Origin of the sequence: Pseudomonas sp. B15(2017) (genome assembly GCF_002113215.1) — a bacterium.
Lineage (GTDB): Bacteria > Pseudomonadota > Gammaproteobacteria > Pseudomonadales > Pseudomonadaceae > Aquipseudomonas.
On the sequence record NZ_NEJZ01000001.1, the window covers coordinates 178,496 to 193,794 of the forward strand.

Sequence of the window (15,299 nt, forward strand, 5' to 3'; positions counted from 1 at the left end):
GGCTTTACCGCAAAAGTACCGTCCTGAGACAGTACAAACGCTGAATAAATCGCCATTAAATGTGTATCAATCGTCCACGGCATCAAGAAACTCGTCTGCCACGGGCATTTCGCCCATTCGTGTCGGAATGTTTAAACCAAAATGCAGGTACGCGTGGCGAGTAACCACCCTGCCGCGCGGCGTCCGCATGATGTACCCCTGCTGAATGAGGTACGGCTCGAGCACGTCCTCGATGGTGTGGCGTTCTTCACTGATCGCCGCCGCCAGACTGTCGATGCCCACCGGGCCGCCATCGAACTTTTCGATCATGGTCAACAGCAGACGCCGGTCCTGATGATCGAAACCGTGCTCGTCGACATCCAGCAGGTTCAGCGCCAGATCCGCGACGGACTTGGTGATGTGCCCCTTGGCCCGGACTTCGGCGAAATCCCGCACCCGGCGCAACAATCGGTTGGCGATTCGCGGCGTGCCCCGAGCGCGGCGAGCGATCTCGAAAGACCCTTCCGGATCCAGCGGCAGACCGAGAATGCTCGCCGAACGGCTGACAATCGTCGCCAGATCAGCTGTGCTGTAGAACTCGAGGCGCTGGACGATGCCGAAACGGTCGCGCAACGGGTTGGTCAGCATACCTGCCCGCGTGGTTGCACCGACCAGGGTGAACGGCGGCAGATCGAGTTTGATCGAACGCGCCGCCGGCCCTTCACCGATCATGATATCGAGCTGGAAATCTTCCATGGCCGGGTACAGCACTTCTTCAACAATCGGCGACAGACGATGGATTTCATCGATGAACAGCACATCGTGCGGTTCAAGATTGGTCAACAGCGCCGCTAGGTCCCCCGGACGCTCAAGCACCGGACCGGAAGTGCTCTTGATCGATACGCCCATTTCCTCGGCGATGATGTTCGCCAGGGTGGTTTTACCCAGCCCCGGCGGACCGAAGATCAGGGTGTGGTCGAGGGATTCGCTACGACCACGAGCGGCCTGGATAAACAGTTCCATCTGCTCGCGAACGGTCGGCTGGCCGATGTATTCGGCCAGACTGACGGGACGTATCGCCCGATCCTGGACTTCTTCGCGCTCACGCGGACTGTGCGTGGCGGCGATCAGACGATCAGCTTCAATCACTTAAATCATTCCCTTCAGGGCGCGTCGAATCATGTCTTCGCTGCTCAGGCCTTTCTCTTTGATTGCGGAAATCGCCTTGCTCGCTTCCTGTGGCTTGTAACCCAGAGAAATCAGCGCGCTGACCGCATCATTCTCGGCGGTATTGACCGGCGCCGGGCCGTCCGGCTGGTTCGGAACCAGCGCAAACATGGCCGGCGAGGTTTCCCAGGCCTTGAAGCGATCCTTGAGCTCGACCAGCAGACGCTCGGCGGTTTTCTTGCCCACGCCCGGCACCTTGGTCAGCGCCGAGGTGTCCTGGGACTGCACGCAGCGGATCAGCTCATCGACTTCCAGACTCGACATCAAGGCCAGGGCCAGTTTCGGCCCCACACCATTGAGACGGATCAACTCGCGAAAAAAGTCTCGCTCACGCTTGCCGGCAAAACCATAGAGTAACTGCGCGTCTTCGCGTACGACCAAATGGGTGTGCAAGGTCAGCGGTTCACCGACCGACGGCAGACGATAAAGGGTGGTCATGGGCACTTCCAGCTCATACCCGAGGCCATTTACATCCAGAATCAGGTGCGGCGGCTGTTTCTCAGCCAGAGTGCCGCGCAAGCGTCCAATCACGTTTCAGATCCTTGAGCGTTGGCCAGCCGTGGGCTGGCGACCGACAGAACATGGATTTACGGCCGACGACCCAGGCGCGAAATCCAAATTCCGTGAAATTGACTGCTGATGCTATCAGAGACGCAGGCGCCCGCCACGACTGCGTGCCGTTCCCAGGCCGTGCGGCAACAGACTGGAGCGGGTGTGAGCGTGACAAATGGCGATGGCCAGGGCGTCCGATGCGTCGATTTGCGGTTTGCTGGTGAGCTTGAGCATATGCATGACCATCATCTGCACCTGCTCTTTATTGGCGGCGCCGGTGCCGACCACGGCCTGCTTGACCTGAGTAGCTGTGTACTCGGCAATCTCCAGGCTCTCTTCGGCGCCGGCAACGATAGCGGCCCCACGGGCCTGCCCGAGCTTGAGCGCCGAATCGGCGTTTTTCGCCATGAACACCTTTTCGATGCCCATGGTCACCGGGCCGTAGGTCTGAATGATTTCCCGCACGCCGCGATAGACGATCTGCAGGCGCTCGTGCAGCTCGCCGGCACCAGTGCGGATGCAACCCGAGGCGACATAGATGCAACCGCCGCGTCCGGTATCGCGAACAATGCCGTAACCGGTAATGCGCGAACCGGGGTCGATACCAAGAATTAAAGTCATAACGCCTGCAGGTTCGGTAAAAGCACTGAATTCGAGATAACGCATAACAAATGTGGGAGCTGGCTTGCCAGCGATGGCGGTGTGTCAGGCACCATCATTACCTGATGTGCCGACGCCATCGCTGGCGAGCCAGCTCCCACATTGCAGCCTAGCCGCTCTTAACCGAGCTGAGCGGCCACGTCTTCCGGAATGTCCGCGTTGGAGTAGACGTTCTGCACGTCGTCCAGGTCTTCCAGCATATCGATCAGCTTGAGCACCTTCTCGGCCCCCTCCAGATCCAGTTCGGCGCTGGTGGTCGGCTGCATGACGATTTCCGCGTCATCACCCTTGAAACCTGCGGCTTCCAGGGCAGTGCGCACCGCATAGAAACTGGTGAACGAGGTGAACACGTCGATCGAGCCGTCTTCGTGGCTGACCACGTCGTCGGCATCGGCTTCCAGCGCCGCTTCCGTCAGCGCGTCTTCGTCGACGCCTGGCGCAAAGCTGATCTGGCCCTTGCGTTCGAACAGGTAGGCTACCGAACCGTCGGTACCTAGGTTGCCGCCACACTTGCTGAACGCATGGCGCACAGCCGCTGCGGTACGGTTGCGGTTGTCGGTCATGCACTCGACCATCACCGCCACGCCACCCGGGCCGTAACCTTCGTAGGTCAGCTCTTCAACGTTGTCGGCTTCGGTCGCACCGGCGCCACGGGCAACGGCACGGTCGATGATGTCCCGGCTCATGTTGGCGCCCAGCGCCTTGTCCAGGGCCAGACGCAGACGCGGGTTGGAGCCCGGATCACCGCCGCCCTGACGGGCCGCCACGGTCAGTTCGCGGATCCACTTGGTGAAGATCTTGCCTCTCTTGGCATCCTGGCGTTCTTTGCGGTGCTTGATGTTCGCCCACTTGGAATGACCTGCCATAACTCGCTCCGAATTCTCTTGAACAATGCCCGCCATGCAGGTGCATCGGCCAGCAAAAAAACTTGTTTTCAATCACTGCAGAAAGAAAAAAGGCGCATCCGAAGATGCGCCTTCAGGCCCGTCTTACTCGGCCTTTGGCGTCTCGCGCAAACGAATGTGCAATTCGCGCAATGCCTTCGCATCCACAACACCCGGCGCCTGCGTCATCACATCGGCAGCACTCTGGGTTTTCGGGAAGGCGATCACTTCACGGATCGACTGGGCGCCGGTCATCAGCATTACCAGACGGTCCAGACCGAAGGCCAGGCCACCGTGCGGCGGCGCGCCGTATTTCAGGGCGTCGAGCAGGAAGCCGAACTTCTCTTCCTGTTCCGCTTCGTTGATGCCCAGCTGACGGAACACCGCCTGTTGCATCTCTTTACGGTGGATACGGATCGAACCGCCACCCAGTTCGGTGCCGTTCAGCACCATGTCATAGGCACGGGACAAAGCGCCTGCCGGGTTGGCTTCCAGCTCTTCAGGCGAGCACTTCGGCGCGGTGAACGGGTGGTGCAGAGCCGAGAAGCTGCCGTCGTCGTTCTCTTCGAACATCGGGAAGTCAACGACCCACATCGGAGCCCATTCGCAAGTCAGCAGCTTCAGGTCGTGACCGAGCTTGATACGCAGCGCGCCCAGGGCTTCGCTGACGATCTTGGCCTTGTCGGCACCGAAGAACACGATATCGCCATCGACTGCGCCGACGCGATCGAGGATCACGTTCAGGTTGGCTTCCGGGATGTTTTTCACGATCGGCGATTGCAAACCTTCAACACCGGCAGCGCGCTCGTTGACCTTGATGTACGCCAGGCCCTTGGCACCGTAGATGCCGACGAACTTGGTGTAGTCGTCGATCTGCTTGCGCGGCATGCTCGCCCCGCCTGGAACTCGCAGCGCGGCGATACGGCATTTCGGATCGTTGGCAGGACCGCTGAAGACCTTGAAATCAACTTCTTTCAGCTGATCGGCCACATCGACCAGTTCCAGCGGGTTACGCAGGTCCGGCTTGTCGGAACCGTAACGGCGCATGGCTTCTTCAAAAGTCATGTGAGGGAATTCGCCGAATTCCAGATCCAGCACTTCCTTGAACAGGTTGCGGATCATGCCTTCGGTCAGGCCCATGATGTCCTTTTCGTCGAGGAAGCTGGTCTCGATGTCGATCTGAGTGAACTCAGGCTGACGGTCGGCACGCAGGTCTTCGTCGCGGAAGCACTTGGCGATCTGGTAGTAGCGGTCGAAGCCGGCGACCATCAGCAGTTGCTTGAACAGCTGTGGCGATTGCGGCAGCGCGAAGAACGAACCAGCGTGGGTACGGCTCGGCACGAGATAGTCACGCGCGCCTTCCGGAGTGGCACGGGTCAGGATCGGCGTTTCGACGTCGAGGAAGCCGTTTTCGTCCAGGTAGCGACGAATGCTGGTGGTCATGCGCGAACGCAGACGCAGCTTCTCGGCCATTTCCGGACGACGCAGGTCCAGGAAGCGATAACGCAGGCGGGTTTCTTCGCCGACGTCGGAGAACTCGTTCAGCGGGAACGGCGGGGTTTCCGACTCGTTCAGCACTTCCAGCTCGTAGCCCAGCACTTCGATCATGCCCGACGCCATGTTGGCGTTGGTGGCACCGGCCGGACGCAGGCGAACCTTGCCGGTGATCTTCACGACGTATTCGCTGCGCACGCGATCGGCAGCGGCGAAGCTCTCGGCGCGATCCGGATCGAACACTACCTGGGCCAGACCGTCACGATCACGGATATCGAGGAAAATCACCCCGCCGTGGTCGCGACGACGGTGAACCCATCCGCAAAGGGTAATTTCCTGGCCTTCCAGGCTTTCGTTCAGTTGGCCGCAATAATGGCTGCGCATCATGGTAGTGGTTCGCTTCTCGTAATTCGAAATTCGGTGGAGATCCGGTTGCACTCAAGCAATGTGCAATCTGTGGAAACTCGCGCGTGTCGTTCGACCTGGGTTTGAACCCTAGTCAGATTTGTCGCCACCGGCCAGATTCTTCTTCGCGCCGGTCTTGAAATCGGTTTCGTACCAGCCGCTGCCACTGAGGCGAAAGCCCGGCATCGACAGTTGCTTCTTGAGTTCCGGCGCCTGGCAGGCAGGGCAATCGACCAATGGGGCGTCACTGATCTTTTGAATGGCTTCCAACTGATGACCACAGGAAGCACATTGGTAATCGTACATCGGCATGGGGTTGTCTCGGCAATCAGATTGCCAGCACACGCAGGGCTGTGCGGCGAAAGAGCGGGATTATATCCATTAAATGCGGCCTGTGCAGCCGGAAGACTGCACAGGCCGTCTTGTCAGTGACAACCCGCGGCGGGCGTCCCCGGAGAATCCCGCAGGCCATGCACCACGCACACCACCCGCACCAGACCGCTGAAGTTTTTCACCCCGCCATGGCGCAGGTGCACTTCACGATCGACACGGGACAACAGCGCGCCGACCGAACAGCAATTGTCTTCGGCCATCCGGCCTAGAATATTCCAGTAAACCTGCTCCAGCCGCATGCAGGTCGCGAACCCGTTCAAGCGTACCGATCGGGACAGTGGCCGGATCAACTCCATGTCGAACCCGCCGAGAAACGGCTCCCCGAACTTTTCCTGCTGCAAATCGACTGCAATATCTCGTCGCCTGCCTCCACCTTCCATATAGCTGACACTCCTTTGCCATTTTGCGCCTGTGTTCAAGGCGAAATCCTGTGACCTCATTAAAAGCGCAGGTGCAAAGGCGGATCCAGACGACTTATTGACCATCCACGTAGGATAAGCCAACACGATACGGAGGATCATGGAGCGGCGGGTCGTCTTCCTGGTTTCCTACCGTCACGGGTGAAGTTTCCGAGGGGAAAGAAGAGCGCACGAACCATGAACATCCGTGCGCCTCCCGTCATCAGGCCTCGAGCAATGCACGCAGCATCCACGCGGTTTTCTCGTGAACCTGCATGCGTTGGGTCAGCAGGTCGGCAGTCGGTTCGTCACTGACCTTGTCCAGCAGAGGGAAAATCCCCCGCGCCGTGCGCGTGACCGCCTCCTGCCCCTCGACCAGTTGTTTGATCATGTCCTCGGCACTCGGCACGCCCTCCTCCTCTTTAATGGAAGACAGGCGAGCGTAGGTCGCGTACGCGCCCGGCGCCGGAAAGCCCAGCGCCCGGATGCGCTCGGCAATCAAGTCGACTGCCAGGGCCAGTTCGTTGTATTGCTCCTCGAACATCAGATGCAGGGTCCGAAACATCGGCCCGGTGACGTTCCAGTGGAAGTTGTGGGTCTTCAGATACAACACGTAAGTGTCCGACAGCAGGCGCGAGAGCCCTTCGACGATGGATTTGCGGTCTTCTTCACTGATACCGATATCGATTGCCATGCTTACCCCCTAACGGCGATTGAAATTCATCCAGCAGGTGTCGGTTCACTGTAGCAAGGCCACCCCCGCCCCGCAGCCCCCGCATGGGCCCGATAGACGCGACAAATCGTCCGGTACCTGCCGCTGGCCGGCGTGATTTGAGTAGCCGCAGGCTTTACTGTTAAATAGGCAGTGTGTCGCTACGCCCCGTTTTCCGGGCCTGCGCATAGGCTGATGCCGTGCACGTGTCCAACGCCTCTTATTGTTCCGAAGCGAACCGTGCGCTCTCAGCTCTTCCTTGTGAGCCGTCATAACGTGAGTCAATAAAAATGTTGAAAATCGTCCACCTGCTAATGGGCGCAGCAGCCTTGCTGCTGTCCTTCATACCTAGCCTGAAGTCCGAAGCGGTACCTTACCTGCAACAACCCGATGCACTTTACCTGGCCTTTTTCGGCCTGCTGAACCTGATCCTTGCGCCAGTTATTCCCTACTGGAACAAAGGTCCGCGCCAGCATCTGCAAAATCTGGTCAGCGCCTTGCTGGTTCTGACCGTCGTCCTGCAAACCCTGACCCTGATCGCGCCGATGCCTGTCATCGCCGGCCAGCCAGCCGTGCTGTTCAGCCTGGTGATCGCTCTGGTTGCCGTGGTCCTGCACCTGGCCATCAGCTTCTACAAGTCCTCCCCGGCCGCCGCTCCCACCAGCTACGACATGAGCAATCGCGATACCGGCACCGTCAAGTGGTTCAACACCTCCAAGGGCTTCGGCTTTATCTCCCGGGATTCCGGCGATGATATTTTCGTGCACTTTCGCGCCATCCGTGGCGAAGGCCACCGCGTCCTGGTCGAAGGCCAGCGCGTGGAGTTCTCGGTGATGAACCGTGACAAGGGCCTGCAGGCCGAAGACGTGATCGCTGCCCTGCCGCGCCGCTGATCCACGTCCCCGCACTAAAAAAAACCGCGAACAGCCTGGCTGTTCGCGGTTTTTTAATGGGAGCACGGAAGCATGCCCGCACACATTTCAATAGTGTGGCGGTGGCGCATCTTCTTCAAACGATCCGATCTGCCCCACCATCTCTTCCTGGCGCTTGAGTACGGCTGCCATCTGCAATTGCAGGCGCTCGACCACTCGCTGCTGTTCCACCAGCACATCGTTCAATGCCTGAATGGTGTCGTCCTGAAACGCCAGGCGGCTTTCCAGTTCGGTAACACGTTGTTCGAAACTCATGACTCAGCCCTCCAGAAAAGTGAAGTCTTCGTCCAGCACCAGACGCAGGCGCTCGCGAATCGCAGCCACTTGCCCGGCACTGTAAGACTTGGCGGGATGTTTGCCCCAGACCGGTGCCGGCCAGGCGGCATCGTCGCGTTTACGTACGATCACATGCATATGCAGTTGGCTGACCACGTTACCCAGGGTCGCAACATTCATTTTGTCGGCGTCGAAGGAATCCTTGAGCACTTCGGCCAGGGCGGTGGTTTCCTGCCACAGGCGCTGCTGGTCGGCGACATCCAACTGAAACAACTCGCTGATATCGTCGCGGCGTGGCACCAGGATGAACCATGGGTAGTTGGCGTCGTTGGACAACAGCAGTCGGCAAAGCGGGAAATCGCCGATGGTCAGCGTGTCCTGTTGAAGTCGTGAATCTAAAGCAAACACTGCGCGCACTCCCGGCGAATGACCTGTTTTTTCAGCTTAGCGCCCCGCCACGAACGCGGCGAGCCAAGCGACTGGATGGCAGCATACCTGCGATTGGAGAGACCTTCACGGCGAACAGCATTGCCGAAAGAATTCCTCCACGCCCCGAGATGTGACATTTATGACTTGAGCGCACCAGGACGGAACCGGGAGTGCGAATGAGCAGAGCAAAATGACCCGCACACACCTCAGTGTTCACGTTCATCCAGCGTCCCAACTGTATGAATTCAGTACAGCCTTTGAATTTTTTTGCACCAAAACCGCACAGTGCGTCTACGCTCAATGCGTCGGGCATCCGCCGAATACTCACTCACGGGGTGAACCGGTAACGTTTTTGGTTGTCGCGCAGCGAAACTGAAGGAGCAACACCATGCGAAGGATGGCGTCAAGCCTGTATGAAAGGCCCTCGAGGCCCCCGGTTTTATGAGGTTTTCACGGCGTCAGACGAGCACCTTGAAAAAAACCGGAACAATTCAGCGGTTTGTGCACGCTTGTTGCATTCATACCCATATGGGCTATAAGCGCACCACACGAAGTGGATGCCTTGAGCCCCATAAAAACAGTGGCAGGGTTGCCCGATGGAGATTCAAGCGTTTTGCCAAGGGACTCTTTTTTACCGATGCTCAAGCTCTGTAAAACAGCGCTGAAGTTGTCAGTCCCATTGCATTTGGACTGTAAATTTGCGACATCTACCAAGCCGATTGCGACACGCTCGTAAAGAAGCTGAAAGGTTGGATTCGCAAGTATCGCCAACATGGTCGGCGTGATATAAGTTTGCGCCGACACAAAAAGAAAGAGCCGCCCAGATAATAAAACAGGTGGGACGGCAGTACTCTTCTAAAACCAAAGGAGCAAATCACGATGCGCGTGATGAAGTGGAGCATGATCGCACTGGCAGTTGCAGCAGCAGCCAGTACTCAAGTGGCTACGGCCGCACCGTTTGTAAGTGACCAGGCTGAAGCGAAAGGCTTTGTTGAAGACGCGAAGTTTGATGTGTTGCTGCGCAACTATTACTTCAACCGCGACAAGAAGAACACCACCTCCAATGACCAGAAAGACTGGACCCAGGGTTTCCTGAGCAACTTCAGCTCCGGCTACACCCAAGGCACCGTGGGTGTTGGTGTTGATGCATTCGGTTACCTGGGTATCAAACTGGATGGCGGCGACGGCACCACCGGTTCGGGCAACACCAGCCTCGACTCCCAAGGCCATGCCCACGACTCCCTCGGTAAAGCAGGCGCAGCGATCAAGGCCCGCATCTCCAAAACCGAGCTGAAATTCGGTGAGTTCCAGCCAAGCACAGCTCCAGTCTTCGCCGTCGGCGGCTCCCGTCTGATCCCTCAGACTGCTACCGGTTTCCAACTGCAGAGCAGCGAAATCCAGAATCTGGATCTGGAAGCAGGCCACTTCTACTCGGCCTCCAGCCAGGACGAGATGAATAGCAACGGTGAACTGCACTCGCAGTACGCCAGCACCACCGATAATCCTGTCACTGGCAGAACCATGGACTTCGCCGGTGGTAAATACGGCATCACCGACAATCTGAGCGTCTCGCTCTACGGTTCGAAGTTCAAGGACATCTGGAACCAGTACTACGCCAACGTGAACCTCACCACCCCAATCAGTGGTGACACTTCGCTGAACACCGACTTCAACATCTACCGCACCAACGACACCGGTAGTGCCAAAGCCGGCGACATCAGCAACACCACGTTCTCCCTGGCAACCGCACTGTCGTTCCTGAAAGCACACACCGTGACTCTGGCCTTCCAGAAAGTCGACGGCGACACCCCGTTCGACTACGTCGGCGTAGGTGACAACAACCGCGGTGGCGACTCGATCTTCCTCGCCAACTCCATCCAGTACTCCGACTTCAACGGTCCTAACGAGAAATCTGCACAGATTCGTTATGACCTGAAAATGGCCGAGTACGGCATTCCGGGCCTGAGCTTCATGACCCGTTACGTGAAAGGCTGGGACATCGACGGTACCAAAATGGATGCTGACAGCCCTTACCGCTCGTACGGTTACGGTGAAGATGGCAAACATCATGAAACCAACCTGGAAGCCAAATACGTAGTTCAGACCGGCCCGGCCAAAGATCTGTCCTTCCGTATTCGTCAGGCATGGCACCGTGGCAACACCGACCAGGCTGAAGGTGATATCAACGAGTTCCGTCTGATCGTCGACTACCCACTGTCGATCTTGTAATCGCCAACATTTAGTTTGCGGTAACAACAAAAAGGCCCATATTCCGATGGGCCTTTTTTATTGCCTGTCACTTGTAATAGATGCCTGACCGATAAGTCAGCCAATTAATTAGCAACCTATCATTACACCGCCGATTCCTGAACCACACGAATCACTCGTTGCGGGAAAGGAATATCAATGCCTGCAGTCTTTAAACGATCACGCGACTGTTCGTTAAACATGAACATCACATCCCAATAATCCGCCGTTTTAACCCACACGCGCAGGGAAACAGTGATCGAGCTGTCACCCAGTGTCGAAATAACGGCCTGCGGCGCCGGATCCTGCAGAACGCGCTCATCCTTGGCCAGATCCAGCAGCACCTGACGGGCCTTTTGCAGATCAGCTTCGTAATCCACACCTACGTCGAACACAACCTTGCGGGTTGGCTGACGGTTGGTGTTGGTAATGATGCCGTTCGACAGATTGCCGTTCGGGACGATGATGGTCTTGTTGTCGCCGGTGCGCAGCACGGTGTGGAAGATCTGGATGCTGTCGACGGTACCCGCCACACCCTGGGCTTCGATCCAGTCACCAATGCGGAACGGACGGAACAGCAGAATCAGCACGCCGCCGGCGAAGTTCGCCAGGCTGCCCTGCAACGCCAGACCGATGGCCAGACCCGCCGCACCGATCGCCGCGACGAACGAAGTGGTCTCGACGCCAATCATCGACGCCACGCTGACGATCAGCAGCACCTTGAGAATGATGTTGGCCAGGCTGCTGATGAAACCTTGCAGGGCCAGGTCGGCGTTGCGCAGAGCCAACAGGCCGCCGAGCTTTTGCGTGACCTTGTTGATCAGCCACCAGCCGATGGCCAGGGTGATCACCGCCAGCAGCACACGGCTGCCGTATTCCATGATCATCGGAATCCACGCCTGGGATGCCTTGACCAGGTTGTCTACCTCAGCATTCAAATCCATCTTTTATCTCCTGATTACCGGCTTCCCGGGCTGTAAAAAAACCAGCGGCAGAAAGACCGGGCCGTAAATGGCTCAATCGTTTCTGCCGTTGCTTGGGCCTCGGACGCTGTAAACGCCGAGAGGTTCCCGACCGGAAAGCTTAGTCGCGGAAGTTGTTGAACTGCAGTGGCATGCCGAATTCCTTGGCACGCAGGGCCGCGATGGCTTCCTGCAGGTCGTCACGCTTCTTGCCGGTTACACGTACCTGCTCGCCCTGAATGGCGGCCTGCACCTTGAGCTTGGCGTCCTTGATATGAGCGACGATCTTCTTCGCCAGCTCCTTGTCGATGCCTTCCCGAAGTACGGCATCCTGTTTCATCACTTTGCCCGATGCGTAAGCGTCCTTGACCTCAAGGCATTGCACATCAATCTTGCGCTTGACCAGTGCCAGCTTGAGGATTTCGATCATCGCTTCCAGCTGAAACTCGGCTTCAGCGGTCAGGTTGACGGTCAGTTCCTTTTCCTTGTACTCGTAGCTGCCCTTGCCTTTCAGGTCATAACGACGATCGAGATCCTTCGCGGCGTTCTCGACCGCGTTGGTGAGCTCGTGTTTGTCCAGTTCGGATACCACGTCGAACGACGGCATGTAATCTCTCCAATAAAAAGGCGCGCTCGTTCAGGACGTGGCGCGCTTGGCTTGCGGTTAAAATCGGGCTCATTATAACGGGTCTTTTCCCACCGACACCGCGAGCCTTGCATGCCTGTACCTTACCGAGTGAAAAACTGATGTCCACCCCTTGGCACATCCTCGGCGCCGGAAGTCTCGGCACGCTCTGGGCCACGCGTCTGGCCCGGGCCGGGTTGCCGGTCCGGTTGATCCTGCGCGACGTCGACCGTCTGCATGACTATGCAACGGCGGGCGGCCTCACCCTCGTCGAACAAGGCGTGGCCAGCCGTTACACGATCCCCGGCGAAACGCCGGACAGTCCCGGGCCGATTCGCCGCCTGCTGGTGGCCTGCAAGGCCTACGACGCCGAAGCAGCCGTGGCCGCACTTGCCCATCGTCTGGCGCCGGACGCCGAACTGATTCTTTTGCAGAACGGCCTCGGCAGCCAGGAAGCGGTCGCCGCGCGTGTCCCGCAAGCCCGCTGCATCAGCGCCTCCAGCACCGAGGGCGCGTTTCGCGATGGCGACTGGCGCGTGGTGTTTGCCGGTCATGGTTACACCTGGCTCGGCGACGCCGGTCATCCCGTGGCCCCCATCTGGCTGGACGATCTTGAGGCAGCGAAAATCCCCCATGAATGGAGCGCCGATATCCTCACCCGCCTGTGGCGAAAACTGGCGCTCAACTGTGCGATCAATCCGCTGACGGTGCTGCACAATTGCCGCAACGGTGACCTCCAGCAACATCACTGCGAAGTCGCGACGCTGTGCGGCGAACTGACCGAACTGCTCGAATGCTGCGGGCAACCGGCAGCGGCGGACAACCTGCAACAGGAAGTTGAACGGGTGATCCAGGCCACGGCGGCGAACTTCTCGTCGATGTATCAGGATGTGGCCAATAAACGCCGCACCGAAATCAGCTATCTGCTCGGGCATGCCTGCAAGGTAGCCGAGCGTCATCAGTTGAACCTGCCGCATTTGAAGCAATTGCAGCAGCGCCTGAGCGCCCATCTGAACAGTCTCGGATTGCCCGTCGACTGAGCAGCGGCTACGCTGGCCACTTGTTCCTTTTCTGCGATAAACCTGATGCCATTGCGCCAGCGTCTTGAAAACCTGCCGGTCGGCCAGAAACTGCTGGCTGCCCTGCTGGTGCTGTTGACCACCGTGCTGCTGGTCGCCAACCTGACCTTTATCAGCGCCGCCTATTACATCTCCCAGGAAAGCATGGCGCCTCAGGCGTTGCAGACCATCGGCCGGCTGGTATCCAACCCGAGCCTGGTGGCCGAAGCCTTGCAGTCGCCGCAAAGCGCCGAGCGGCTGCTCAAGGAACTCGACAGCTATTCCCCGCTGCGCGCCGCCGCTTTATACGACGGCAAAGGCGAACGTCTGGCGCAGTTGCAACACGGCGACAAACTCAAATTGCCAGAGCGCTATCGACACATCGAAGCCTGGCAACTGACCGAATTTCGCAGCAATCAACTCATCACCCTGCCCCGTCCCGGCACTGCACCAGGCCACCTGCTTTTAGTGGCCAGCAGCGAACTGCCAGTAGCGTTCTATACCGGCACACTCACGGCCAGTCTGGGGATCCTGATTTTCAGTGTGCTGCTGTGGCTGGTCATCGCGCGGCAGATCAAGCGCCTGATTACCCGGCCGATCCATCAACTCGAAGAACTGTCCCGCCAGGTGACCCGCGAAGAGAATTACGCCCTGCGCGCCTCACGGGGCAACCGTGACGAAATCGGCAGTCTGGCCGAGGCGTTCAACACCATGCTCTCGCGCATCGAGGCCCGGGAGCAGCAACTCAAACGCGCCCGTGACGATTCCCAGGCAGCCTACGATCAGGCCCAGGGTCTGGCCGAAGAAACCCGCCACACCAACCGCAAGCTGGAACTGGAAGTCCAGGTGCGCAGCAAGATCGAGAAGAAGCTCACCGGTTTCCAGAACTACCTCAACAGCATCATCGACTCCATGCCCTCGGCGCTGATCGCACTTGACGAACAGCTCTACGTCACTCAATGGAACCAGGAAGCCAGCGCCCTCTCCGGTACACGGCTGGACGAAGCGCTGAATCAGCCGATCTTCCTCGCCTTCGCGCCGCTCAAGCCGTTCCTGCCGCAACTCAAGCAGACCGTCGAGCAACACACGGTGGCGAAAATCGAGCGGGTGACATGGTTCAAGGACGACGAGCCCAAACACTACGCCCTCACCTTCTACCCGTTGATGGGCGGTGCCGGACGCGGCGTGGTGATCCGGATCGACGACATCACCCAGCGCCTGTCGCTGGAAGAAATGATGGTGCAGTCGGAGAAAATGCTGTCGGTCGGCGGCCTCGCCGCCGGCATGGCCCACGAGATCAACAACCCGCTGGGGGCGATCCTGCACAACGTGCAGAACATTCGCCGACGTCTGTCGCCAGACCTGCCGAAAAACCTCGAACAGGCCGAGCAACTGGGCATCGAGCTGGACGCAGTCAACCGCTACCTGCAAGGCCGGGAAGTCCCGCAATTGCTGGATGGCATCCAGCAGGCCGGCGCCCGGGCGGCAAAAATCGTCACCCACATGCTCAGCTTCAGTCGTCGCAGCAACCGCCAGATGGCGCCGTGCGATTTGCCGGCATTGATCGATCAAGCGGTGGAAATCGCCGGTAACGACTTCGATCTGGCCATCGGCTTCGACTTCAAGGGTCAGGCGATCAGTCGCCAGTTCGACCCGGCGCTGGGCCCGGTGCCCGGCACCGCCAACGAACTTGAGCAGGTGCTGCTCAATCTGCTGAAAAACGCCGCGCAGGCAATTCACCAGCGTGAAGATGACAGCGAGCCGGGGCGGATCACTCTGCGTACCCGGCTCAATCCACCCTGGGCCGAGATCCAGGTCGAGGACAACGGCATCGGCATGAGCGAGAACGTGCGCAAGCGCACCTTCGAGCCGTTCTTCACCACCAAGGAAATCGGCCAGGGCACGGGACTCGGTTTGTCAGTGTCGTACTTCATCATCACCAACAACCACAAAGGGCAGATGGAAGTGCAGTCAGCGCCGGGGCAAGGTACCTGCTTCACCCTGCGTCTGCCACTGGCACAACCGGCGCCCATCGCCGCCGAAACCAATCAACTACCGAGGTAAAC

Annotated in this window: 17 protein-coding genes; 4 read left to right on the top strand and 13 right to left on the bottom strand. The window is 58.7% G+C overall.

Going from position 1 to position 15,299, the window contains the following annotated elements:
• Window positions 1-66: 66 nt before the first annotated feature.
• The 8 genes from ruvB to CAF73_RS00895 form a co-directional block, all read right to left on the bottom strand.
• On the bottom strand, window positions 67-1,128 hold the full coding sequence (gene ruvB / locus CAF73_RS00860; RefSeq protein WP_085689401.1) for a Holliday junction branch migration DNA helicase RuvB: 1,062 nt from the start codon (window positions 1,126-1,128) through the stop codon (window positions 67-69).
• Window positions 1,129-1,737, bottom strand: coding sequence for a Holliday junction branch migration protein RuvA (gene ruvA, locus CAF73_RS00865; RefSeq protein ID WP_007951205.1), 609 nt, complete (start codon window positions 1,735-1,737; stop codon window positions 1,129-1,131).
• 114 nt (window positions 1,738-1,851) lie between these two features.
• Window positions 1,852-2,379 (bottom strand): crossover junction endodeoxyribonuclease RuvC, encoded by a 528-nt coding sequence (gene ruvC, locus CAF73_RS00870; RefSeq protein ID WP_007951206.1) that lies wholly within the window; start codon window positions 2,377-2,379, stop codon window positions 1,852-1,854.
• A 158-nt stretch (window positions 2,380-2,537) separates the two neighbouring features.
• Window positions 2,538-3,284, bottom strand: a complete 747-nt coding sequence (locus CAF73_RS00875) for a YebC/PmpR family DNA-binding transcriptional regulator (protein ID WP_085697172.1) — start codon at window positions 3,282-3,284, stop codon at window positions 2,538-2,540.
• A gap of 123 nt (window positions 3,285-3,407) precedes the next feature.
• Window positions 3,408-5,183, bottom strand: coding sequence for an aspartate--tRNA ligase (gene aspS / locus CAF73_RS00880; protein WP_085697173.1), 1,776 nt, complete (start codon window positions 5,181-5,183; stop codon window positions 3,408-3,410).
• A 108-nt stretch (window positions 5,184-5,291) separates the two neighbouring features.
• Entirely contained in the window at window positions 5,292-5,513 is a 222-nt protein-coding gene (locus tag CAF73_RS00885) for an FmdB family zinc ribbon protein (protein ID WP_007951210.1), read from the bottom strand.
• Window positions 5,514-5,626: 113 nt separating this feature from the next.
• Window positions 5,627-5,974: a ribbon-helix-helix domain-containing protein gene (locus CAF73_RS00890; RefSeq protein WP_085697236.1), complete on the bottom strand. Its 348-nt coding sequence runs from the start codon at window positions 5,972-5,974 to the stop codon at window positions 5,627-5,629.
• 241 nt (window positions 5,975-6,215) lie between these two features.
• On the bottom strand, window positions 6,216-6,686 hold the full coding sequence (locus CAF73_RS00895; protein ID WP_085697174.1) for a Dps family protein: 471 nt from the start codon (window positions 6,684-6,686) through the stop codon (window positions 6,216-6,218).
• Between the two features lie 308 nt (window positions 6,687-6,994).
• On the opposite strand from CAF73_RS00895, the gene CAF73_RS30650 reads away from it, so the two are divergent.
• Complete coding sequence (locus tag CAF73_RS30650) at window positions 6,995-7,597, top strand: cold-shock protein (RefSeq protein ID WP_085697175.1); 603 nt, start codon at window positions 6,995-6,997, stop codon at window positions 7,595-7,597.
• An 87-nt stretch (window positions 7,598-7,684) separates the two neighbouring features.
• Here CAF73_RS30650 and CAF73_RS00905 read toward each other — a convergent pair whose 3' ends face one another.
• From CAF73_RS00905 to CAF73_RS29535, 3 genes are all read right to left on the bottom strand, one after another.
• Entirely contained in the window at window positions 7,685-7,891 is a 207-nt protein-coding gene (locus CAF73_RS00905; RefSeq protein ID WP_085689409.1) for a SlyX family protein, read from the bottom strand.
• A 3-nt stretch (window positions 7,892-7,894) separates the two neighbouring features.
• Window positions 7,895-8,320: an HIT domain-containing protein gene (locus CAF73_RS00910; RefSeq protein ID WP_085701654.1), complete on the bottom strand. Its 426-nt coding sequence runs from the start codon at window positions 8,318-8,320 to the stop codon at window positions 7,895-7,897.
• Between the two features lie 471 nt (window positions 8,321-8,791).
• Window positions 8,792-9,145, bottom strand: coding sequence for a hypothetical protein (locus tag CAF73_RS29535; RefSeq protein WP_139834792.1), 354 nt, complete (start codon window positions 9,143-9,145; stop codon window positions 8,792-8,794).
• A gap of 75 nt (window positions 9,146-9,220) precedes the next feature.
• On the opposite strand from CAF73_RS29535, the gene CAF73_RS00915 reads away from it, so the two are divergent.
• Window positions 9,221-10,570, top strand: coding sequence for an OprD family porin (locus CAF73_RS00915; protein WP_085701655.1), 1,350 nt, complete (start codon window positions 9,221-9,223; stop codon window positions 10,568-10,570).
• A 122-nt stretch (window positions 10,571-10,692) separates the two neighbouring features.
• Here CAF73_RS00915 and CAF73_RS00920 read toward each other — a convergent pair whose 3' ends face one another.
• Both CAF73_RS00920 and CAF73_RS00925 read right to left on the bottom strand, forming a co-directional pair.
• Window positions 10,693-11,532 carry a mechanosensitive ion channel family protein gene (locus CAF73_RS00920; RefSeq protein ID WP_064599011.1) on the bottom strand — a complete coding sequence of 280 codons (840 nt, stop codon included), beginning with the start codon at window positions 11,530-11,532 and terminating at the stop codon, window positions 10,693-10,695.
• A 139-nt stretch (window positions 11,533-11,671) separates the two neighbouring features.
• Window positions 11,672-12,157: a YajQ family cyclic di-GMP-binding protein gene (locus tag CAF73_RS00925; protein ID WP_065258535.1), complete on the bottom strand. Its 486-nt coding sequence runs from the start codon at window positions 12,155-12,157 to the stop codon at window positions 11,672-11,674.
• Window positions 12,158-12,297: 140 nt separating this feature from the next.
• On the opposite strand from CAF73_RS00925, the gene CAF73_RS00930 reads away from it, so the two are divergent.
• Together CAF73_RS00930 and CAF73_RS00935 are read left to right on the top strand one after the other, a co-directional pair.
• Complete coding sequence (locus tag CAF73_RS00930) at window positions 12,298-13,215, top strand: putative 2-dehydropantoate 2-reductase (protein ID WP_085697179.1); 918 nt, start codon at window positions 12,298-12,300, stop codon at window positions 13,213-13,215.
• Window positions 13,216-13,260: 45 nt separating this feature from the next.
• On the top strand, window positions 13,261-15,297 hold the full coding sequence (locus CAF73_RS00935; protein WP_085701656.1) for a HAMP domain-containing sensor histidine kinase: 2,037 nt from the start codon (window positions 13,261-13,263) through the stop codon (window positions 15,295-15,297).
• Window positions 15,298-15,299 lie beyond the last annotated feature (2 nt).